Source organism: Staphylococcus sp. ACRSN, from assembly GCF_022346615.1.
Classification (GTDB): Bacteria; Bacillota; Bacilli; order Staphylococcales; family Staphylococcaceae; genus Staphylococcus.
Window position 1 is genome coordinate 1 of the sequence record NZ_JAKRNS010000001.1, and the last position, 22,411, is coordinate 22,411.

Genomic DNA, 22,411 nt, shown 5'->3' on the forward strand with positions numbered 1-22,411 from the left:
GAGACACGATATAATAATAATAATGCGTATTTAAATAGTAACATTAAATATATTTAGATTTTTTCTTTATTTGATTCAATATCATAAATAAATTTATAAATACCAGGTATTGAAAAAAGTTGATCTTCGTAGTATTGACCTCCGTAATAACTAATTTTTTGGAAATCTCTATAACAAAGTTTTTGATATTTTATACTTTTTCTTCTAACATTAGAAAGTAGCTTAGATGCTTTTTTGTTATCACACCTCATTTTTATATTTAATGAAGCGCTAAATGTAAAAATCGTTATACTGATTATAAGAATATACGTTGTTATATCAGAAGTAACCTCAGTCATTTGAGATTGGTAAATAATATCTCTTATTGTGTTAGAAAACTCCTGATCTAAAAGAATATTTTGAACTTCATTAGGATATTTTGAAAAATTAGGGTCTTTAGTAAAGTTAAGTGATGGTTTTTTTATATTATTCATTGCAAGGGTAAAAATTAATAAAACTATATTTGGTACACCATTAATAAATAACTGATTTTTATGTAAATTTCTAATAACATAAGGTTGTGCCCCGAGACATATGAAACTATATGATATAGCAGAAAATAAAACAAATAAAACTTTCAATAATATTAAATTTCTAATTGTGTTACTATCGTGCAAAAAAGAGACAATGAAAAAAGAGATAAAAGGGATTATTAACGTGATAGCAATTGGAAATCTATAAAGTACGACCTGTATCAAACAAACTAAAAAGCCAATCAAAACGACTATTAGAGCAATAAGTACTAATGGCTGAATTATAGTTAGGACATTTAAAAGATAAGCAATTATAATAATAAAAAAGAAACTAAAAATGTACATTATCTTATTCACTTTCTCATAATATTTTCTAACTATTTTTTTATGCATGTTTTTTTCATCATCTAATATCACCCAATTTTTAAGATGGGTAATATTTTTTCTATATTGATATACATTTAATAAATAGTTCTGTAAGTTCTTATTTTTAATATTTATAATTAGCAATATCAAAGTAGTTGACAATAAGTAAAGTACAGTTATGATAGATGGTCCATAAGCCAACTTTTGTAAAATTAACGTCCATATAAAAATTAAAAAAAAATATAACAACGGTTTAGTCTTCAAATAATTTCATCTCCAGTAAATAAAATACAAATAGTGAAAATTAACTTAAAAATCTCTTTGTACTTGGTACTATAGAAATTTATTAATATAAACATGCTTTTGTTTCATCAATGACTTAGAATGTGACTAAATTCAAGAAATAAAATGTATATTTAAATTGAATATTAGTATAAATAACTGCTTTGACGACTTGCAATAACCACACCTAGATTCATTAATTCATAATAATAGTTTTATAGAGAAAATGTGTTTCGTCCTTTTAATTTTCATTTCTCCCTATTTAATTACTTCCTACTTGATGGTTACTAAGATTAGATTTACTAAATTGTTTTTAATAGGCTTTGATCAGTAAGTTTACTAAGCATATATACTTTAATTAGCTCTTTTAAAAATATTGAAATAGTGTAAATATCCAGTTGAATTTCCGGTTTTCTTTTCTGTTCATATAAATGTGAATGATAATTTCGAAATTTATGTAAATAGTCAATTAAACCTTGATTTAATTGAATTTCACTTCCAATTTTATTATTAACTTTTTCAATTTCATCTTCAGAAAAATAATCAACGAACTTTTCTAATCTTTTTTTTAAGTCTCTACCGTCCCTATCTCTAAACCTTGTATCTAATCCCTCGATAAGTATTATCTGTGATAATAAAAAATCTTCTACATATATAGCTTTATACATATTATTCACATAAGTTTCAAATATGTCTTGAAAAATATCCGTTTTATAATAATTAGTTAAGATAGTAGGTAAACTATTTTGAATTAATTCCTTTGTTTCTGCTATTAAACTTACTCTCTTCTTGCTTACTCTAATACTACTTTCATTTGACCATAATACTTTAAATTGTTCTTCATTATTTTTTAGAAATAATTCTTCTACTAAGATACGCATATCCATCAAAAATGAGAATAAATTTTTTAAATTATTAACTTCTTTTATCATATCTTCAAATTTCAGATTTGAGAAATACTTAACATCAATGAAAGGAGTTGACTTTAATACAAGATCACCTTCTTCGTTAAAAAAAGTTGATTTAGCCGTGAATGAATCAGTAACTTGTATTTGCGGATTTTGAATTATTGAAAACCCAAATGCACTTGCTAAATTAGTTTCTATAAATTTAGGAAAGCCATCTTCATCACTAAATCCTATTGAAAAAGGACTCCGTTTTAAAATTTCTTTAAAATATGTACAATTTAATTTAAATCCACTAAATATTTTTTCACTAGAGCATACTTCGTAATTATTTTTATTAATAATCAGATATTGAAAATGGTATTTATATGCACTTATATTAGCAGTATGAGTTTTGTGAGTTAAAATTGTTCCATTTATTAATGTTATATTTTCTCCTTCATGAGTTAGTATTTTCAAATTCTCGATACTTTTTTTTGTTCCTATATTTTTAAAAGAAAATTCTTCAGACACAAAAGATAAAGTGATACTATTGTTATCATAAACTAAACTTCCACCAATCGGTTTAACTAAATCTTTAAAATAAATTAGAACATTAATTGATTTATAGTCTGTCATTTTCATATCTTTAAATTTCATTTTAACCTCCATAGTTTAATCAGTTTATTCACAACATTTTAGTTTTATTTATGATACGCTTCCCCTTATTAGTGATATTGCTAAAAAAGAATGTTAGTAATTCAAAAAAATCAATAAGGTGTTTATTACTTAAAGATTAATCTACAGATTTGTAATAAAAATATATAAATTCACCCAGTTTTAGCATTATCAACTAAAACCGGGTGATTATTCATTTAAATTTAGTTAATATTTTTAAAATAACTTCTCAACTGAGTGTTTTATGATATTAAGTCAATTATTCTTTCTCTATTAAATTCATCATCGAATTCAAAAAATGATTCAACTCTTCTAAGATAAAATTTACTTATTTTATAATTATTTTTTTTAATTTTTATTAGTTCCGAAGCCAATGCTTGAGAGTCATTAACAACAGGACCAAATCCATCCTCTAAGTAGTTAAAATAACCAGGTTCATAAGCAGAATATGAATAGATATCATCAATATCAAAATGATAATATAGAATAGGTTTTTTTAAATATGCAACATCAAACGCTATAGATGATACATCAGTAATTAAAATATCCGTATTGCTTATTACGTCTTTATAGTTAACACGATCCATAACTTCAATATTGGGTATTGTACCAAAGAACTTTGAAAACCTCGCTTGCATTTTCGGGTGCAAACATAATTTAACTTTCATATTATTTTGCTTTGCTATCTTTTGAATTTCAAAGGTAGATAAAAATTCGATTAAACTTTTAAAGAATAAACTATTTAAAAATTCATTGTCACTTACACCCAATAAATTCGGTCTCCAAGTTGGCATAATTGTAATACATTTTTCTTTCTTCTTACTATTACTTTTTAATAAATCAAATCTAGGTAAACCAGAAAGTAAAACTTCTTTTTCACTAAAACCATATTTTTGAATAACCTCTTCTTTTTCTTTTTTAGCGCTTGTAATGAAGTAGTCCATAGGTTTATTACGTTTGTGTAATAAGGTAGAAAGGTCATTTTGAAGAATACCATGTTGTAAAAAAACGAATTCAAAATCTAATAATTCTCTTATGAATTTACCGTTAATTGTGCCAAAAGGATTGTTTAAATAAGCCTCAGAATGTGAAGAAAATACTTTTTCTGCCTTAAACATTAACAGATGATGTTTTTTACTATTAAAGCCAACAACTTTTGATCCATATTTGTTTCGTAATTTTATATAATCTGGACTAGATGAATTAATTAAAAAGAAAGGTGTTACATCTTTTTTATTCTTATAGACATAATCAAATAATGCCTCTGCATTATCTCCTGCCTTTTCCAATCTATCTACAAATAACCACACTTTTTGATTATTGATTTTTTTGTTAATAATACCTATCGATTTATATATCCCAGACTTTCTAGTGTGCTGTTTTTTTATTAAGCCTAAGATATTTTTAATAACTGGCATTCTATGTTTTCTAGAATTTATTATTTTTTTATTATCTTTCAATTTCAAAGTTCTATTTTTGTATTGCCTAAACGGAATCTTGGTATTGCTGAAATTTGTATGCTGCGTTTTACTTACTTGTTTAATATCTTCCAATGCTTGATTGTTAACTAAATATTTCACTTCTATCGTCTTAATACCATCGTGTAAGTGAATATCAAAACGGTAAAATTTATTATAACTAATATTCATATTTAAAAATGTTTGTTCAGTAATAATTGTTTCGTTGTTGGGTTGTATTATCTCTTTTTTATTAATAACTAATACTGGTGTGACATCTATATTCATATTAATATTTGGCAAACTATATCCGCATTTTAATACTTTATTTTTTTCATAGATATATTCCGTTTTAAGGTACATATCTGTAATATTTTTAATAAAAATATTATTTGAAAAGATTTTATGGATACCCTCTTCTTTACTTATATTGAAATTATAGCCTTCATATTTCACTGATAAAATAGCTACTTGGTATACAGCATTAATATGTTTTAAGTTTGGATTAGATATCACGTCATCGTCCATTACTTTTAATAAATTAATAATGTGTTGAGTATAATTATCAATTTGATTCTTATTTAATGTAGAAAAAGTAGTTGTTTGATATTTTAGACGATATTGCAAGTCATACAAAATCATCATTTGTACATATTTAGGTATTTTATTATTTTGGTAATCATTTACTAAGTAATTATGAAAATTTTCTAATGTATGACTATAATAATTTTCTTTAGTTAATGCTGTATCGATAGCAGATGATTCATCTTTCCTTTTTCTATACCAATAACAACCTTGAATATAACTCATTAAACCAATTTTAAATGTTTTTTTCAAAACGTTATACACAAACTTTGCATCTTCAGCATATTTTAAAGTGGTATCAAATTTCACACCTTGTAAAGATGAAGCTCTAAAGAAGGAAGAAGAAGCATGCATTTGTATGTAATCATAGTTATAAGACAAATCTATAATTTTATTTTCTTTTTTACTATATTTGTAATTTAATGGATGTTCGCCTACCATTCCATCAAAAAAGCTTAAACGCGTTGATATTACATCGATAGTAGGATTATCTTCGAAAAAGTTATATACATTTTTGAATGTTGTTAGTCCCCATTTATCATCAGAGTCAATAAAATTAATATATTTTCCTTTCGCGTATTTTAACCCAGTATTTCTTGCAATTGAAACACCTTCATTTTCTTTATAAATATACTTAATATTATCTGGATATAATTTTTGGAACTTAGATAAAATAAAATCAGAATCATCTGTTGAACCATCATTAACTATAATAATTTGGATATCCTTTAATTCCATAGATTGGTTTATGATGCTATTTAAGGTTTCATGTATATAGTCTTGAGTATTATATACAGGTATAATCACACTCATTTTAAAGTCGTATGATTCATATAATAGCTCGTTTAATCTAATGATTTTAATATCCATTTTTTCAAATACATTCAAATCATTTAAGCTGTCAAAATTAATTATTAGATCAAACTTTTCATTGAACTCACTACCATTAATTTTATATTTCGAATTTATATTATTAGCGATGATAATCTTTCTATCACTTTTTTCTAAAATACTCGATATTTGTTCTAGCTCCTTAGCAGAAGAAAAAGTCCCATATATTAAAACTGTATCCATTTTATATCTCCCTATACTTTTTGTATTTACTTATTTATTTATGGATTTAATAAATTCTGTAATTTCTTTTTTCATATAATCATCTTTTAAAGCAAATTTTATTGTAGTTTTTACAAACCCAATTTTTTCGCCAACATCATAACGTTCACCCTCGAAATCATATGCATAGACAGAATCATTAGAATTTAAATGTTCAATTGCATCTGTTAATTGTATTTCTCCACCTGTACCAATTTCTTGTCGATTTAAATAATCAAAAATCTGTGGTGTTAAAATATATCGCCCCATTATTGCTAAATTTGAAGGTGCTGTTCCAGGTTGTGGTTTCTCAACAAAGTTATTGACACTAAACAGTCTTTCACTAGAATCTAGTGGATCAACAATACCGTATCTATGTGTTTCATTTTCATTTACTTGTTGTACTCCTATAATTGATTTACCTGTCGTTTCATACTGATTCATCAATTGTTTTATCGCTGGAGTATCTGCTTGTACAATGTCATCTCCTAATAAAACAGCAAATGGTTCATTCCCTATAAATTGTCTAGCGGTCCATATAGCATGACCTAAACCTTTTTGTTCTTTTTGTCTTACATAAAACATATTTGCTAGGTTGCTTGAGTATTTTACTGATTGAAGTAAATCAGACTTACCTTTTTCTTCTAGAGTCATTTCCAATTCTTTTTGATTGTCAAAGTGATCTTCGATTGCTCTTTTATGCTTACCTGTAACTATAATAATATCTTCAATTCCCGCTTCTACTGCTTCTTCTACTATATATTGGATAGTAGGCTTATCTAAAATAGGTAACATTTCTTTAGGCATCGCCTTAGTTGCTGGTAAAAACCTGGTCCCTAAACCTGCTGCTGGTATTATAGCCTTCTTAATTTTCATAAATTACATCCTCCCACTAATATTTCAAATCTATTGATAAAGCTCCCATTTTTTATCAATAAATTTTAGAACAGTACTGAATAAAGCACAATTTAGAATGTACTAGTATAAAATCACACTTGCTTTAGTATAACAAAATTTAATAGTAAAAATATAGAGACATTTAATATATTTTAAATACTTTTTAATAGCAAAATAATATAAAGGAGTATGCTATATGCGTTACTCCTTTATATTATCCAATAAATCTCATTTTTAGTTATAATGTTTTTCTTTATATTTTTTACAGCTGCTTTAGTTTAATGTAACTTTTTGTTCTTCAATTTTTTCATTCATCAAACCGTCCCACATTTGAACAGTTCCATCTTGAGTCACAATAAAAGTATATGAACCGTGCCCGCTTTTATTATTTGCTGCTATTCTCCATATGCCATCATCTTGTGCTGAAAATTCAGGTTGTTGGAATTTGATTAAAGAAGCATCTCCTCCATCAGTTTGATTAACAGCTTCTATAACATAATCAAACACATTATTTCTATTCACTTTCAAATCTGAAAATTCATCTTTAGTCGCAGTTCTTTCACTACTTCCTTCATGGACTTTTACTGTTTGGCTACCATCATTGTTTGGTTCTTGATTATTACTTTGACTTTCATTTGATTTATTCTCATTTTCAGATGTTTCACTATTACTTTGCGAATTACTGTCGTCTTTTTCTTTTTTCTGAGCTTGTAATTTATTTTTTTCTAATTCTACTTCCTGATACTTGTTGTATCCAAAAAATCCAACAGCTGCTAATATGCCAACAATAGCAATTATTGTTATTGTGCTTAATAATTTTTTCATAATCTATTCATCCTTAAATTTAATAATTGCCACCTTGACCATTGGCGCGTGCTTCAACTTGACCTCTTAAATATTCTTTATAAGCTGGATCTTTAGATAATTCATCTACTGCATCAGCATCTTCGCTTGACATGCCTTCTTTATATGCCTCTAAAAATTCATCATCAGACATGTTTTTAGCATCTTCAGCTGTGTATTTAGGTGAGCTTTCTTCTGTATTTTCTCCATTTGTAGCTCCACCACCAGATTGGGCCATAACACCTTTTTCAAACTCTTCCTCTTCTTCAGGAGAATCAAATTCACCAGTATAGTCTACGCCATTCTTAGTTTTTTTAATTTCTTCACCATCTTCTGTTGTTCGCACTTCATTAGTATTGAGTTCTTCATTAGAATTATTATTTGTGTTTGTTGATTCTTGAATTTCTGTTTGGTTTGTAGTTTGATTTTGTTGTTCTTTTTTGGAAGTTTTGTTTTTACTATCTTTTTGTTTGTTTTCAGTTACTTTAGTTTGTTCTTTTTTAAGTTCTAAATCTTTGTAACTTCCATATGCAAATACAACTGCAACTCCTAAAACTGCAACTAATAAAATAACACCTAAACTTGCAAAAATTTTCTTCACATTGCTATCCCCATTCTGTATCTATTCTATTTTTATATTAATCTATTTTGCTACGCTTTTCTATATTTATTCTAAAATAATTGAAAAAAGAACGTATTTTGAAATCAATGTGTCTTTGAAAATAGTTACTTTTCTATTATTTTTTAATTTCTATTGGTTCTCCCAATTCATTTTCTATAATTTGTGAAATTTCTTTTCCTAATGGACCTTTGATTACAAGTGTACGTCTTACAACTGAGGTAAGTATTCCAAATACGGCTCCGATGGCTAGTATACTTCCACCAGAAGTCAAAGCAATTAGCGATCCTAATGCAATTTTCCCCAATTGTTTAAAAGGTTTTTTGTTAAATATAACTGTTAATCCAATAATATTAGGCGTGTTTGTTTCTCCTATAATAATTAAGTAATTACTTTTATGACTCTTAAAATGATGAGTTGTTATCTGTGCATTATCTTTAAATACTTTTAATAGTTCGCGCTCATGGCTATTCGATTTTTCAAGAATTTCTTCTTCTTTAAGGACTTCGGTTTCTTTACTAAATGTATATTTTTTATTTAAAGCAAGTGTTTTTAGTTCATTTTCAAAATCATTTAAAGATTTCGCTTCATAATATGCAAATTCCATTTATTTCACTCCCTGTTATTTTTCCCATTTGTTCGTTTCGTGATTATAAGTAAATCCTCTCTCTTGTAATAAGGATTTAGCCGCAATATAAGTATCATAATCCCCATCATCTTTCTTCTGTATCTCATATATTTCCATTAAGTCTTGGTTAGAGCTATCACTTAAAGCGTCTCTCATCAAACCTCTATCGCCTGTTGTTTCCCAAATCGCACCGATGGCAGCGCCAACAGTCGCAACTGAATAATATGCTGCTGCACCGACACCTTTCCCAATACCTTTACCTATCGTTTTTATTATGTTGCTCATGATTCCCATTCCTTTCGTATTTAATAATTTATAAAATATTGTAAATTGTGTTTATTCTTGAACCTGTTGTTTTAAATATGTTGACTGCAATAAAAGTAACTCATCAATCACTTGTTCTCTCAAATCAGGGGGTGAAATGATACGTATATTGGATCGATACATAAAACAGAGTTGAATAGCTTCGGGCCTTGTCATCTTAAAAGTGACGATAAGATAATGTGCATCATATTTCTCTATCACATGAATTTGATAATATCGATGCATTTTTAACCACACATCTTTAGCAATTTCAAAAGTAATATAGGTTAGTACCTTTGATTTTTCTTGTAGGTCCATAGATTTTTCAGACAAACTCAGATTCATTTGATTAATATCATCGATATAAATTTCATCATCCATTCGATATACTAAGTAAAAAGTATACATTTGATAGTACATCGATAAAGGTAATAATAGTTTTTGATTGTATTGAAGATATTTATTTTCGTTCATTGCTTGAACAGCTAATGATGACGTCAAAATAACTGTTTGATTTTTATCAATTTCAAAGCGGTCAAGATATTTTAATAATGTAGTTCGATGATCTGAGTGGTGTTTAATGATTAATAATTTAAGATATTGATAAAAGTAATGGCTTAATTTTGGTGTAGTCAGGTATAAAGCAGTCAAAATATCATACATAAAATACATATTTTCACTTTTATTTTGTTCGAACTTATAACTTTCTGATTTATAATCGTACGTAATTTCTTTAGGTGCACTTATCCATGATTTACTTTCATATAAGAAGTTTCTGATATCATCGATATCTCTTTGTATCGTTCGAGGACTTGTCTCAAGTTCTAATGTAAGTGATTGCTTGTTGACGGAATTATTTTGTAGTAACCGATTGTATATTGTTAATATTCGAAATGCACGATCCAATATGTCACCTCCTTTAAGTTATATATTACAAAATAGGTTTGTCACAATAAGTCAATACTCCGTATATTTATTAAAAGTTGTGAAAAATATTTTTCAGATAAAAACATTGATATAAAGGGATTTTATAAATGTTGGAAAGTGACAAAGTAACGGTAGTGACAAAATACGGCTATACCTCTACCTTGAAATCATGTTGTCTAATGGAATAGGTATGACTATCTGAGAAAATAATATGGTCATAAAGTAAAATGCCCATCATTTCACTGATGAGCATTAACCGTTCGGTTACATTGATATCTTCAGGAGAGGGTGTCAGATCTCCACTTGGATGATTATGGCCTAAAATAATACTGTTGGCGTTACTGTGCAGTGCTGTTTTGAATATTTCTCTAGGGTGAATCACTGTTTGGTTAATAGATCCAATCGATAGTGTTTGAATATGTGTAGGTTCATTTTTACTGTTCATACATATAAGAATGAGATGCTCTCGGTCACTGTTTCCAATGAATGAACGCATGATTTCTGCCGCATTCTCAGGGTTTGAAATACGAGCTTTTAGATAACTTAATGTATTTGTTTTTATCATTTGTAGTGAAACGATATTGATTTCTTTCATAATTTACCTCCATCCTCCATATATAGGTTACGCTTTCAAAGTCCATTTCTGTCTTGCTTTCGGATTAAGGGGATGCATGATTTCATTGGTGGCTGGATTAATGAGTCGTTTCACTTTCTTTTTATGTGGTTTTAACATTTCCAATATTTCATTGACTCTAGACTCAACAACTGATTTTTTAGCGTATGCACCCCAAGCTAATATAACTTCATCTGCTTCTTTAACAGCTTTCATGATTTGAATGTCAGTGTGCTTATCATGACTATTTTCTATATGCTTTATATTTGTGGTTGTTATCATGTTTGAATATAGGTTCACAAAATTAATTGATCCGAAGTCTTTCATTTCAGATACTTTATTTAGAATTAATTGAGTCGTTAAATCTAATTTTTGGGTTCCTTCTAAATTTGGATAACAAGTTATAACTGAAATTATCTTTTTATCTTTGTCCCACGTTTTTTTGAGTAAATAACGATGTTGATTATCATCACTAAATATTGCTTCAGTTTCTAATATACATTGTATATTCTGCATGATTAATGCCTCCTATTAATATTCTTCGGGTAGTATCATGACATAGTAAGAAAGGTCTACATCATCTTCTCGGATAATGTAGACCTTATTAATATTGAGATCTTTCGAATAATTCGCTTTATGAATTTTTACATACTCAGGACGTTCTTGTTTGTGTTTTACATATAATTGATTATTGTGCATGTTGAACTGGAAGACATGAAAGTAATCTATTTCTTCTAGTTCGTTGGACTGTTCGTTTTCACGTTGCGCTACAAGTTGTAATAGTTGTTTTTGTAAGGAGATAGGTAAATTTTGGGCAATACCACGAGTAATATATCTATTCATAAGCATTTTCCTTTCGTTCTGATTCTTTCATCCAAGTAATGATTTCACTTAGGATAGTGATTGCTAATTGTGTTAGTTTGATATATTTATGCATTTTATTGTCCTCCTGTTAGTAAGTATCGTTGATCCAAAAGGGGCATGATGGTGTTGTGTAGATATAAGAAATCCATATCATGATTTTCGTCGATATAGCCGATGGCTATGAGTTGTTTATGATAGTAGAGAATGAAAGGATAGAGATTTCTTTCGTGAATTGTGTCAGAGTAGTAGGTATAGGTTTGAAGTATTTTATTACTAAGTGGACCAAGCCTTACATATTGGTCAGGTAGGATATTATCAGCGATTTCCTCGATAGATTCACATTCCCATTTTTCATTCTCTGGCAGATTGAATAAGTTGGTTATATAGTGCTTGAGTTGTTGTTCTAATGTCATCATTATGACCTCCTAATGTGTTTGATTGATGTATGCATGTGTTACATCATTTTGATAATATATATTTGATTTTTATTTCATTTCTCGCACTTTTGTCACTAAGAACTAAGTGGTAAAAGTGGTAATTTGGTCGATGAAATAATTGTTTCGACCGTCTATTTCGAATTGGAATTTGGGCATAAAAAAAGACCCCCAATCTTTTTTCAAAGATTGAGGGATAAGACTTTCGTCAATTTTATACCTTACGAGTTTCACTTGTTTATCTGTCGTAATTTCAATTGAATCAATTAACATTTTCATAAGTTGATTTTTAGCTTCTGGTGTAGCCTTTCTTAAGTACACACTAAATCGTGTTATCATCAAAATGAGTCGCCCTTTTAACTTATCAAAATTGGGTATTTCAGCTTGTGATTTATTTGCTCGTTGCGCTTCTTTAATTTGCTGGTCTAATACTTCTAACTGTTGATTCATTTCACTTTGTTTAGCTTTTAACATTTCGCTATCCATTTCATCATCTAAGAACAATTCTAACAATCGTTCTTGTTGTGATTTAACTTTTGCTTTTTGTTTTTCTAGGCTATCAATATCATATTTTATTTCTGTTTGTTTACTATGCTTTTGTTTCAGTTCTACTATCACATTTGACGCAATCTTTTTAATCACATCCGGTTGAGACAAAATACGATTTAGATGAACATTGATTACACGTTCGACTACTTCTGCATTGATCGCATTACTATGACAGGCAGAACTCCCTGAACGATTGAATAAAGAACAAATGTAATAGCGTTTGATTGTCCGTTCTTTCGCCTTTTTCGTTTTATAATAAGTCCGTCGGCATACCATATTATTGCCACACTCTGGACATTTAATGAGCCCACGAAGGTAGAAATCTCCACCAATAGGTCTACCTGGTTTAAAACTTTTAGAAGCTAATTTTTCATGAACTTGGTCAAATACCTCTTCACTTATAATGGCTTCATGTTTACCTTTGACCAATATCACATCATTTTTATCACTTTTGCCACTTCTTCGCTGTACAGCCCAGTTTTGATGGTTATTGAATCTGACATAGCCTTTATAGACTGGATTATTCAAAATGTATTTAACACCATACACTGAAAATGGCTTTTGATTAATAGTACGATACCCCTTTTGATTAAGTACGGTTGTAATGGCTTTGAGGCCTTTATTATGATTCAAATATAAATCGAAAATTTCACGTACAATATTAGCTTCATTTTCATCGATAACCAAATCATTTTTCTGTGTAAGTGGATTGAGCTTCAACTTGAATCCAAGCAATCTGCCGGTGATTGCCTCTCCACTGCGCGCTTTAGCATTCATCGACATCTTGACATTACTGATCAATGTTGAACGCTCAATTGATCCTATCAACCCAAACATTGTAACGAGTACTTCTCCAGAAGCATTGGATGTATCAATATTCTCAGAAATCGATTTATAACCTACGCCATGCTCTTTGAATTCATGAATAATATTAAACACGTCTCTCATTGAGCGAGAAATACGATTCAATTTCCAACTTAATACCATTTCGATTTTATTATCCTTAACATCTTGTAATAGACGTTTCATTGCCGGACGACCTTCAATATTTTTACCTGAAATGCCTGAGTCAGTATATGTCTCATAGTCATAACCCGGGAAATTTTTCACAACTTCTTTGATGAGTACTTGTTCCTGCTCCTTTACAGAATAACCATGTTCTGACTGCTCAGACGTACTAACGCGTGAATAAAGTGCAATTTTACCACTCATAACACACCACTCCTTTTATTAGAATATTGCTACAGACTATCGGTCTTGTAACATTATATGGATAATATATATTTATAACTTTGTTTCATTTTTATCACTTTTGTCACTTAATAATATGAGTACTACAGGCAAGTGCCTGTAGTACGTAATTAGCCTTACTTACCTTTATTGATACGTTCTTCTATGATAGGTACAAGCACTTCTACAAATGCTTCAATTTGTTCATTATTCATCGTCAAAGTCCTCCCAACCTATGTTCAAATCATCTTCGTATAAGAACTCATCATCTGTTACATTCTCATTTTTATCGAATGAAATCATGCCATCTTTTTTATCAGTTTCTTTCCATCCTAAATCGACCCAATACTTATAACCATTATTTAGTCTACTTTGTACATTAAAGTTAGCTTGAACCAAATCATTAATAACTTGAGAGCTTACTTTAATTTCATCTCTAATAACCTCATTTAGCCTAGACACTTTGATACGTGACCCTGGTTTAATTGCTATAAGTTTTCGGAGTAATTTAATACATGCTTTCTGATTTGCAATACTTACATATTTACTAAAAACAAACTCATATCCAAAATTTAACCAATCGTGAGTAATTTCAGTGACACGACTATTTTCTAGATACTCGATATCTGCTTTTACAATCTGTTGATACACATACATCAAGTAAAGAAAGATTTCTTTTTTCTCACTCTGAAGCTTGTCGTTTAAAGAAGTGTCTGCTTTTTCAACATAGTATTCACACGGAATAACATTAATTCGACGCTCCAAAGCTTTCGCATGTTCAGGAGGAAAATTAAGTACCGCATTTGTACTAAAAACAAGTTTCAAATCCAAAGTGACTTCCACTTGAGTTTTTCCTTTACGATCAACATGCATTGATTCTACAGATAATAACTTTTTGAAGTCATTTACAATCTGTTCTTGAATCCTAGATTGCCCTATTTCATGACTTGCCATTAGACTTTTGTCAATTAAACTTTCTTTGTCAAAGCGACCTTCAAGCTCATTAAGTGGCTTAGACACAATATCTTTACTATAGAAAAATGATTTAACTAGTTCAATATATACAGATTTACCATTCTTAGCTCCACCATATAATATGAGACCCCTACGGTATTTGGTATCAGCTGTAAGCAGTACTGCTGTATGTTGGAAAAGAAAGTATTGTAAATCATCGTCATAATTCGCAAGTTGTAACATATATTGGTTAAAATAAGGCGGTATCTTATCCGTAATTACATCATTTGTACTTAATGATAAATTCAATCGTGTTTTTGGAAAGATATCGATTGAATTTTTAACCACAGTAAATGTATTAAGATTGAACATATTTTCACCACAACCAATATAGTGCTCATTCTCGACAAGTTCTTCTACATCTGTTGATTTTTGTAGACCTTCAACCACATTTTTCAGTGCACTTTGCGTAGGTGTATAACCGATTAACAGTACTTGTATTATTTTTGATACAAATCCTTGTAATTCGTTTTCACTTAGCTTTTGCCAACCATTAACTTTGAATATATACAGTTCCGAATTAAAGCGTTTGATATGAAAAACTTTTATCATCATGTCTATTAATATTGTGTCGCTTGGTTTCTTCTTAATACCGAAATAACTATAGATGTTAGGTCGATAATCCGTATCTTTAGGTATATTGAGTTGTAACTGATCGATAAGTTCGTTATACACTGTTTCACCTAGTACAGATTCTTCTATTTCATCATCATTGCCAACACTAATGGTTAGGATAGCAATCAGACCTTCACGGTCGATTGCCTCCTTAGCCACACTTAATAGCTTAGATAACATTTGTAATATATGGTTCATTATAATATGCCTCCAGTTTCATTTAATGGTGCTACATCATGTACATAATAATTACCATTATATTGACCAATATGGATTAAATGCTTTCGGTCAATATAATGTTCATACGTTTTATGACACACGCTATAGTTGCTATGATTCTTTAGCCAATCATTGATTGACACCTGCTTAGCTGTCGCATGTGTTGAAATATTACGATTCGCGTATACAATCTGGTTGTTCACTTCAATTTCATACGTGAATTGGTGTTTTACTTCACCTGAGAAATCTGTTTGGCTCACAGAATGTAACGTAGCTACATATATATTATTTTCTTTAAGTGGTGTAATACTTGGAATGTGTAGGCTTTGTCCTCTATCATTATTCATGGTCTACGCCTCCTATTTCTTCCACTGTCACATGTGCAAATTCACCATTGAACAACTGGTTAGCCGTATCTTTCATTAACTGACACACATTTTGTGCAATTTCTTCGTCTTCACATTCAATCATAATCGCATCGTGTATCGGCACTATAATCTTGAACGTTTTTTGTTCGCACTGTGCTTTGTACACTTCCAACAAAATGTGCTTGAAAATATAGCTCGCTACCGTTTGTACGTAAATTGCCATAATACTACTACCTTGAAATGCGCTCATATCATGTTCAATGCCGTAAGGCGTAGGCATTGTTTTATATTTTTCGACTTGCTCCTTAAATTCAATGACCTTCTTGAATTTGCTCATTACTTGTAGCCAGTTGATTTCACTAACCTCTTGATTGAGTTTGAATTTAGGGCTACTATAACGACCGCCAAAAAGAAACGACCCTATAAATGCACGTTTCACACTCACACGCTTCTCTTTTGACAAAGATAAGTCGCTCAATAATGCATCGTATAACCCTTCTTCATGATTCAAGTAGTCAATCAGCTGTTCATCTTGTGTCATATACGCAGCAACTGATGGCTCAAATGATTTAAAATCTATTGTATAAACCTTTTTAAATTGCGAAGGTAAAATCGTTTGTTGGACTAATTTAGGTAAGCCTTGAACATTAAATCTTTTAGTTGTAATCCGATGTGTTCGTGTACCTATCAAAGATAATTGCGTATATAATTGATTCGTACCATTTAATGACTGATCTAATCTATCAAATAGCTGTTCGATTTTATCAGAATGTTCATCGTTCTTAGCCTTTTCAAGCATTGTCGCTTTGATATCAGGTAATTTATCGGTATTAAGCATAATGGGTTCCGATTCAATCTCTTTCTTTAATACTTCTAAATTATGATGTACTTCCACATATTGGTCTAACTTAACTTGTTCATCAGCTAAAAGTGCATTATATTTTTGATCTAGCAGTTGGCTGAATTGTTGCTGCAATTGTTGAACATCAGTTTGGTTAGATGATTTGTCCATTAACCATTGCTGTGTTTTGTCACTTTGAGTCAATGACATCAGTTTGTCTCTTGTCTCCATGTAAATCTTCTCCTTTATGGTTGAAAGTGGCGCGCTCACTTTCAACTTAAAATTTGTTCAAAACGTTTTGACAAGACAATCTTAATACTAAATAGAGGTCATTGATGAAGTGGCAAAAAATTTCAAAAAAATTCCCACCAAATAAATAAGCTCAATCCCTTTATATGAGGGATTGAGCTTACCAATTATTTATTAATTTTCTACTTAACTTCAATTAGAGCTTTTCCGATTATTCCTTCTTTTTAACAGTTGATTCTTAAATTGTTTCATTAACATTGCCATTGGGATGTTATTTTCGTGCGTCTTAATCACTTCAATTTCATTATTATATGCATTGTAAAATGATTTATATTCATTAATATAGCCATTTTTCATATCATTATAATGTTCATCCTTATTAATGTATCGGTCTATCAATGTTACAACTTGTTGCATATCATCCATAAAATATTGGAACATTTCATTGCCTATGTGTGAATGATTTTTCTGATTTAATACTGCTGCAGAATGAAAGTCTAATCGTTTACGTAACTCTAGTAAATGCTTTCTAATTTGTTCATCTTCATTAAAAAGCTCAATATTGTCATTAATGACCTTTATCTTATTATCGAAGTCATATTTTTTAGATTGCTTATTTAAGTTTTCCTTTTTGTTAAGCTCTTTATCTATCATTTTCGATACATCTCTAAGGAAATAATGCTCCATATCTCTAAATGTTTTTGTTCTATGATGCGGTTTAGCATTTCTCATTCCCCATCCATCCGCAGCTCGTTGAACTTTATTTAGTATGTTAACTAATAACCAATCTAATTGTTCATCTCTATCATATATGAATGCTTTCTCTTCATCTATATCTTCTGTTATTACATTATCTGTTAACTGATTTACAAAATAATTATTTCGAAAATCATGCTGACTTGACTTTTCACTCGTTTGATTATGTTCATCAATTTGTTCATTATATTTGTTCTCTGCAAATGTAGAATAAACAACTTCATGTATAGCAAGTGCAATTTTGTCACTTAATTCCACTTGTTTATCTATAGGTAATTGACTCATTACTTCAGAAGCTAATTGTAACTTATCGTTTATTTTACTGCCTGAATCAAACACCTTTTTTACATCTTGGTATGCTTTTTGTGCATGTATATGTAACTTTAATGGTTTAAATTCAATTTTATCTATGTCATTCTTAACATTTTTAATAAAATTCGCATATTGGGTAATATCAATATTTTCTATCGCATCTTTTCTCAGCCTTACGTCTTCATCCGTAATTGCTTTTGGTATGTTATCATCTGTCATATTATTTAATAAGACACATAATATATCAAAAGCAATACCATTGAAACTATAAGCAGCTCTTTCACTTTCACCAGAGTTTTTTTGAAATTTCTTCATATCAACCTTATAAATATCAACTAATTTATCAATTCGTTTCTGCAATTGAGCTTTGTTTTTAAGACCTAAAGCTTTCTCAAGATCTTTTTTTGTATATGTTTTTTGAATTCTTTCTTTAAAAGTATTTTTCGTCATAATATCAACTTTCCATTAATTTTTTATATAAATTAAAAATCGGGTGAGTATTAAATATTTCCAAATCTGCAATATTGAGGGTTTCATATCTTATTTTTGCTTCTTGTTTACTCCCTGATGCTATATTTATATACAATACTACTAATTCTATTCAATACCATTTAAATTATATCTTTAAAAGATAATTTAATCTTTATTTTTATTTATAATTTCTATTGTCTTTTCTAAACACATTAACATCCCATCCATTATTTCTTTAACTTTTTGAGATGTAGTGTAATTTCCAACACCAGCTGTAACTATCCCATTTTCACATTTAGTTATTCCTGAAGATATAAATTGTGGATGCTGATTATGTGTAATGTTGTGTCTGTGTTTAGCTGCATCATCAAATTCATTGGAATTACGAATTTTATCAAGTGCATAAAATTTCACTAAATCTTTTTCTTTAAGTTTGTTTATTGCTTTATGAAAACTTATTTCATTCTTTTTTAATTGTATGTCGTAAATATTTACTATAATATGTCCTAACAACTCAAATATGCTAAAACCCTGTAAGAAGAAATATTCAGAAAAGTAATTAAAATTAAATTGTTTAGTATAGTCTTCTTCTTTAAAATCAGGAAAAAGCTCAACTGATTGTCCTTTTGAACCAGGTGACTTATACCAAACTTCATCAGGTATACCCTGATTATAATAGAACATCGTGTATGTATAATTTCGAATTAGTAGATTCATGCGATTAAATAGCATGTTTTTCCAATAATCGATTTCGTAACTTTTTGTTAAATCAAAAAATGAGTCAGTTTTCTCAAAATCAAAGTATAAGTTTTCTAATATAGAGTAATTAAACGGAATCTGATCATGCAAATCATTCATGTTTGCAGATTCAATATGTTGCAGCGGGTGGATTATTATTGTCATTATAGCAAAACTCCTTTTGTATAATACTATTATTTATCAGCTAATTTTTCACACCAAAATATTAAAAATGTAGAACCTAATAAACTCATATATTCAAACTTTTGCCATAATAAAGCGTTTTGCAATATGTCTGATAGGTATATATCTTTATATATAATAAATCCACCTATAAAAAATGTCACAAAAACAACAACAGACTTCACTTTCTTTATATAATCATTCTTATTTTTTCCTATGAATTTTTTATAATAGTACAAGTAAATAAAGGTAACAAGACCAGACAATAAAAATGCCAAGCTGTATCGTAAAAGTAAACCTAATTGTCCAATTCCAATATGAAATAGCCCGAAAAAATCTTCACTATAACCAGTGAAACCTGCTACTTGAATAAGTATAAAAACAACAAATATAAGAGCCAAAAACCATGGCTTTAAAAATTGAACTATATCTTTAGGTTTAATCAATTTAATTTCTCCTCCTAAGATTTACTCAAAAAATTCATAATGAATATTATTGTTCAACATCGTTTTTTTAGTTTTATTTGTGATACGCTTCTGCTTATCAGATAATGATGCGGTTTCTAAAAATACTCAGACTCTCGTATAATTATATAATACGTCCAAAAAATTCTTACAATTACTATTTTTTTAATCAGTTTAGTTCCATCTTGGAATCAAAACTAAAGATTGTTGGTTAAATAATCAAAATTATATATAATTTCATCAAGACTTTTGGACTTATTAATTACTTTATAAAATTTTCTATCACCATATCTATAGTTTAATTGTTTACTGTTTTCAAAGTTAAAAAATCGAATAAATTGCAGTAAACTAATAATTATAATTAATAGTTCAATAACAGTGATTGATTTTAAATAAAATGGTAAATTTCTATATTCCAATCCATTAAATAATGTTGCTGCAGTTAACAGAATCATAAATAAAGCAAACAAACTTATTATTTGTGTTGCTGGTTTCCTTAATTCATCAATTTCATTATTTAAATTCATCTTAAATACTCCTTAAAATACGTTTCTTAAAACCTTTGATATTTTCATTAGTCACTCTTATTCTATGCATTTTATAAAAAAAAAAAGCATCTTTGAATAGAATTACTTCACTTCAAAGATGCTTGAACATGCTTTGTCAACTGATTATAGAAATTATGTTTAACACGAAAACTACTACTGTAACAATAATAGCTATTTTAAGAAGATTCGTTCCTTTTTTCTCATCATATTTCTTATATTTCAGACTACAAATTATACTTCCTATACCAAAGAGCGGTGTAATAATTGTTAATACGATAAAAACCCATGCCCATTTTTTAAAGCTTTACCATTGTTCTCCATAGTAAATTCTCCTTTATAATGTATGTATTTCAGTGTTTTATTGTAAGATAATCGTTCCAAAAATTATCCAACTTGTCACAAATAATGGAACTATTGTTTTAAATAAAAATATGTCATATTTCTTCTTACGATAAATATCTAAAGCTAACCAAATTAATATAATTATTATTCCAATAAATATAAATACTGGATTCATTGATAATGCATCTTCTCTTAAAGCATCTACCATTTTTAATTTGGTAATTGTTAGCAAAACTATTGATAAAATGAAATAGTAAATAGCTCTGATTCTAGCTGTTTGTAAATCTAACTCTTGAAAATCTAATTCTTCACTTTCTGGGTTTTGATCTTTATGTATAATATATTTTAACAAGCGAGGTTTTACCCAAAAATGTTTAATAGCAAAATACATATAAATGTATGAACCTAAGTGCGTAAACATTAAAAAGTTACTTAGGTCATGACCTTCTAACCTTCCACCTATAAAATAAAAACTAATTAGACCAATCAAAATCAATACATCAACAGCAAATGATAGTATAGAAAAACCTTCAGATTTTAATAGGCTTACAAATATAACCGCATAAAATATGATAAATAAACTAACCAATACAAAATATACCAAACTATTTACTCCATTCTTCTTTTCAATAATTATTCATTTTCATAAACCTTTGCTTTCACATCAATCCAACCTTTTTCACTTTTTCTATCTGTTTTAAAAGTATGATAATACGGTGAGGCAAAGGTCAATTTATTTTCCTTTGCAAATCTATTCATTTCCTCTAATAATACTATTTCGTCATCAATAAAATTATTCGATGTTATTCTTCCGTGTAACAACATATCAATACAAAAATAAGTTCTGAAATTCAAATCCTTTGTTGGTCTAAACGCCCTATCTACTGGCATAAAAACTTCAATGTTAAACCTTTTTTGCAAGTCTACTTGTGTTACTGCAAAATTAATTGGACCAGCAGAACTAACACCGACATCTTTACATAATTCTAAAAATTGGTCGAAAATCACCTTATAATCTTCAGTAGTTACATCTAAAAAAAGCTTATACGCTACATTTTTCAATCTAATTGATGAATAACTATGTTTATTCACTATCATCACCGTCACTCAATTCTAATTGTGCGTATATTTCAAAAACACTTCCTCCAAAGTAATCAACCATAACATGGTAATAAGGTTGATCTAATATTTGAATCTCATTTTCTTTTGCGGTTAATTCTATTTGATTATAAACTTGCTCAAACTCACTTTCTTCAAAACATTTTTCAGACAAGGTTGGTCCAACTTCTAACATATCTAAATATTCTATATTTAATTCAGGTATGTCATATAATTCAGTATTTAATGAGATATACGCTGTGTATTCATACTCACCAATTCCAATTGATTTTTTTGAAAAATAATTGGACCAGTGGGATATATATCTTTATCCATAAAAAATTCATTTACAGTATCTAACCCATCCAACCAATCGTCGTTTTTATCAATTTCAAAAGTGATTTTTACACAAAATGGCATTATAAGCATT

At 28.9% G+C, this 22,411-nt stretch carries 23 protein-coding genes and 2 pseudogenes; all 25 read right to left on the reverse strand.

Annotated elements, in window-relative coordinates:
- Positions 1-53: 53 nt before the first annotated feature.
- Positions 54-1,142 (reverse strand): hypothetical protein, encoded by a 1,089-nt coding sequence (locus MHZ36_RS00005; protein WP_239228856.1) that lies wholly within the window; start codon positions 1,140-1,142, stop codon positions 54-56.
- A 320-nt stretch (positions 1,143-1,462) separates the two neighbouring features.
- Entirely contained in the window at positions 1,463-2,704 is a 1,242-nt protein-coding gene (locus MHZ36_RS00010; protein WP_239228858.1) for an ApeA N-terminal domain 1-containing protein, read from the reverse strand.
- 260 nt (positions 2,705-2,964) lie between these two features.
- A complete protein-coding gene (locus tag MHZ36_RS00015) occupies positions 2,965-5,838 on the reverse strand; it encodes a CDP-glycerol:glycerophosphate glycerophosphotransferase (RefSeq protein WP_239228859.1) in 2,874 nt (957 codons plus the stop codon).
- 30 nt (positions 5,839-5,868) lie between these two features.
- Positions 5,869-6,732, reverse strand: coding sequence for a UTP--glucose-1-phosphate uridylyltransferase GalU (gene galU / locus MHZ36_RS00020; protein ID WP_239228860.1), 864 nt, complete (start codon positions 6,730-6,732; stop codon positions 5,869-5,871).
- Between the two features lie 294 nt (positions 6,733-7,026).
- Complete coding sequence (locus MHZ36_RS00025) at positions 7,027-7,578, reverse strand: hypothetical protein (RefSeq protein ID WP_239228861.1); 552 nt, start codon at positions 7,576-7,578, stop codon at positions 7,027-7,029.
- 19 nt (positions 7,579-7,597) lie between these two features.
- Positions 7,598-8,197: a hypothetical protein gene (locus MHZ36_RS00030; protein WP_210133380.1), complete on the reverse strand. Its 600-nt coding sequence runs from the start codon at positions 8,195-8,197 to the stop codon at positions 7,598-7,600.
- Positions 8,198-8,333: 136 nt separating this feature from the next.
- A complete protein-coding gene (locus MHZ36_RS00035) occupies positions 8,334-8,822 on the reverse strand; it encodes a hypothetical protein (RefSeq protein ID WP_210133382.1) in 489 nt (162 codons plus the stop codon).
- Positions 8,823-8,837: 15 nt separating this feature from the next.
- The gene (locus MHZ36_RS00040; RefSeq protein ID WP_000065262.1) at positions 8,838-9,128 is read right to left on the reverse strand and encodes a hypothetical protein; all 291 of its coding nucleotides are present in this window, start codon (positions 9,126-9,128) and stop codon (positions 8,838-8,840) included.
- Between the two features lie 51 nt (positions 9,129-9,179).
- Positions 9,180-10,052 (reverse strand): WYL domain-containing transcriptional regulator, encoded by an 873-nt coding sequence (locus MHZ36_RS00045; RefSeq protein ID WP_210133384.1) that lies wholly within the window; start codon positions 10,050-10,052, stop codon positions 9,180-9,182.
- Between the two features lie 169 nt (positions 10,053-10,221).
- Complete coding sequence (locus MHZ36_RS00050; RefSeq protein ID WP_239228862.1) at positions 10,222-10,668, reverse strand: JAB domain-containing protein; 447 nt, start codon at positions 10,666-10,668, stop codon at positions 10,222-10,224.
- A 27-nt stretch (positions 10,669-10,695) separates the two neighbouring features.
- A complete protein-coding gene (locus MHZ36_RS00055; RefSeq protein ID WP_210133420.1) occupies positions 10,696-11,202 on the reverse strand; it encodes a DUF1643 domain-containing protein in 507 nt (168 codons plus the stop codon).
- 15 nt (positions 11,203-11,217) lie between these two features.
- A complete protein-coding gene (locus tag MHZ36_RS00060) occupies positions 11,218-11,529 on the reverse strand; it encodes a DUF960 family protein (RefSeq protein WP_210133418.1) in 312 nt (103 codons plus the stop codon).
- A 95-nt stretch (positions 11,530-11,624) separates the two neighbouring features.
- Entirely contained in the window at positions 11,625-11,963 is a 339-nt protein-coding gene (locus tag MHZ36_RS00065) for an SAUGI family uracil-DNA glycosylase inhibitor (RefSeq protein ID WP_210133416.1), read from the reverse strand.
- A 105-nt stretch (positions 11,964-12,068) separates the two neighbouring features.
- Positions 12,069-13,745, reverse strand: a complete 1,677-nt coding sequence (gene ccrC / locus MHZ36_RS00070; protein WP_239228863.1) for a cassette chromosome recombinase CcrC — start codon at positions 13,743-13,745, stop codon at positions 12,069-12,071.
- Positions 13,746-13,970: 225 nt separating this feature from the next.
- Positions 13,971-15,590 (reverse strand): DUF5906 domain-containing protein, encoded by a 1,620-nt coding sequence (locus MHZ36_RS00075; RefSeq protein WP_239228864.1) that lies wholly within the window; start codon positions 15,588-15,590, stop codon positions 13,971-13,973.
- Positions 15,590-15,958, reverse strand: a complete 369-nt coding sequence (locus tag MHZ36_RS00080; RefSeq protein WP_239228865.1) for a hypothetical protein — start codon at positions 15,956-15,958, stop codon at positions 15,590-15,592. The genes MHZ36_RS00075 and MHZ36_RS00080 overlap by 1 nt, the downstream gene beginning before the upstream one ends.
- The gene (locus MHZ36_RS00085; protein ID WP_239228867.1) at positions 15,951-17,051 is read right to left on the reverse strand and encodes a DNA polymerase; all 1,101 of its coding nucleotides are present in this window, start codon (positions 17,049-17,051) and stop codon (positions 15,951-15,953) included. Before MHZ36_RS00085 ends, MHZ36_RS00080 begins: the two co-directional genes overlap by 8 nt.
- A 210-nt stretch (positions 17,052-17,261) precedes the next feature.
- Positions 17,262-18,587 carry a DUF6038 family protein gene (locus MHZ36_RS00090; protein WP_239228868.1) on the reverse strand — a complete coding sequence of 442 codons (1,326 nt, stop codon included), beginning with the start codon at positions 18,585-18,587 and terminating at the stop codon, positions 17,262-17,264.
- A gap of 186 nt (positions 18,588-18,773) precedes the next feature.
- Positions 18,774-19,511 carry a Cthe_2314 family HEPN domain-containing protein gene (locus MHZ36_RS00095; protein ID WP_107391432.1) on the reverse strand — a complete coding sequence of 246 codons (738 nt, stop codon included), beginning with the start codon at positions 19,509-19,511 and terminating at the stop codon, positions 18,774-18,776.
- 29 nt (positions 19,512-19,540) lie between these two features.
- Positions 19,541-19,975: a hypothetical protein gene (locus MHZ36_RS00100; RefSeq protein WP_103388680.1), complete on the reverse strand. Its 435-nt coding sequence runs from the start codon at positions 19,973-19,975 to the stop codon at positions 19,541-19,543.
- 215 nt (positions 19,976-20,190) lie between these two features.
- Positions 20,191-20,520: a DUF5079 family protein gene (locus MHZ36_RS14275; RefSeq protein WP_069818565.1), complete on the reverse strand. Its 330-nt coding sequence runs from the start codon at positions 20,518-20,520 to the stop codon at positions 20,191-20,193.
- A 136-nt stretch (positions 20,521-20,656) separates the two neighbouring features.
- Positions 20,657-20,862, reverse strand: a pseudogene (locus MHZ36_RS00110) (hypothetical protein).
- A 37-nt stretch (positions 20,863-20,899) separates the two neighbouring features.
- Entirely contained in the window at positions 20,900-21,487 is a 588-nt protein-coding gene (locus MHZ36_RS00115; protein WP_069818563.1) for a DUF5080 family protein, read from the reverse strand.
- A gap of 29 nt (positions 21,488-21,516) precedes the next feature.
- A complete protein-coding gene (locus MHZ36_RS00120) occupies positions 21,517-21,975 on the reverse strand; it encodes a DUF5085 family protein (protein ID WP_107377171.1) in 459 nt (152 codons plus the stop codon).
- Positions 21,968-22,410: pseudogene (locus MHZ36_RS00125) on the reverse strand (DUF5085 family protein). The gene MHZ36_RS00120 and the pseudogene MHZ36_RS00125 overlap by 8 nt, the downstream one beginning before the upstream one ends.
- Position 22,411: the final 1 nt, after the last annotated feature.

Bases quoted from the DNA above. Each gene is read 5' to 3' on its own strand.
- MHZ36_RS00080 (WP_239228865.1), bottom strand. From the start codon at position 15,958: ATGAATAATGATAGAGGACAAAGCCTACACATTCCAAGTATTACACCA.
- galU (WP_239228860.1), bottom strand. From the start codon at position 6,732: ATGAAAATTAAGAAGGCTATAATACCAGCAGCAGGTTTAGGGACCAGG.
- MHZ36_RS00085 (WP_239228867.1), bottom strand. From the start codon at position 17,051: ATGGAGACAAGAGACAAACTGATGTCATTGACTCAAAGTGACAAAACA.
- ccrC (WP_239228863.1), bottom strand. From the start codon at position 13,745: ATGAGTGGTAAAATTGCACTTTATTCACGCGTTAGTACGTCTGAGCAG.
- MHZ36_RS00095 (WP_107391432.1), bottom strand. From the start codon at position 19,511: ATGACAATAATAATCCACCCGCTGCAACATATTGAATCTGCAAACATG.
- MHZ36_RS00065 (WP_210133416.1), bottom strand. From the start codon at position 11,963: ATGACATTAGAACAACAACTCAAGCACTATATAACCAACTTATTCAAT.
- MHZ36_RS00075 (WP_239228864.1), bottom strand. From the start codon at position 15,590: ATGAACCATATATTACAAATGTTATCTAAGCTATTAAGTGTGGCTAAG.
- MHZ36_RS14275 (WP_069818565.1), bottom strand. From the start codon at position 20,520: ATGAATTTAAATAATGAAATTGATGAATTAAGGAAACCAGCAACACAA.
- MHZ36_RS00010 (WP_239228858.1), bottom strand. From the start codon at position 2,704: ATGAAATTTAAAGATATGAAAATGACAGACTATAAATCAATTAATGTT.
- MHZ36_RS00090 (WP_239228868.1), bottom strand. From the start codon at position 18,587: ATGACGAAAAATACTTTTAAAGAAAGAATTCAAAAAACATATACAAAA.
- MHZ36_RS00055 (WP_210133420.1), bottom strand. From the start codon at position 11,202: ATGCAGAATATACAATGTATATTAGAAACTGAAGCAATATTTAGTGAT.
- MHZ36_RS00025 (WP_239228861.1), bottom strand. From the start codon at position 7,578: ATGAAAAAATTATTAAGCACAATAACAATAATTGCTATTGTTGGCATA.
- MHZ36_RS00035 (WP_210133382.1), bottom strand. From the start codon at position 8,822: ATGGAATTTGCATATTATGAAGCGAAATCTTTAAATGATTTTGAAAAT.
- MHZ36_RS00050 (WP_239228862.1), bottom strand. From the start codon at position 10,668: ATGAAAGAAATCAATATCGTTTCACTACAAATGATAAAAACAAATACA.
- MHZ36_RS00015 (WP_239228859.1), bottom strand. From the start codon at position 5,838: ATGGATACAGTTTTAATATATGGGACTTTTTCTTCTGCTAAGGAGCTA.
- MHZ36_RS00040 (WP_000065262.1), bottom strand. From the start codon at position 9,128: ATGAGCAACATAATAAAAACGATAGGTAAAGGTATTGGGAAAGGTGTC.
- MHZ36_RS00060 (WP_210133418.1), bottom strand. From the start codon at position 11,529: ATGAATAGATATATTACTCGTGGTATTGCCCAAAATTTACCTATCTCC.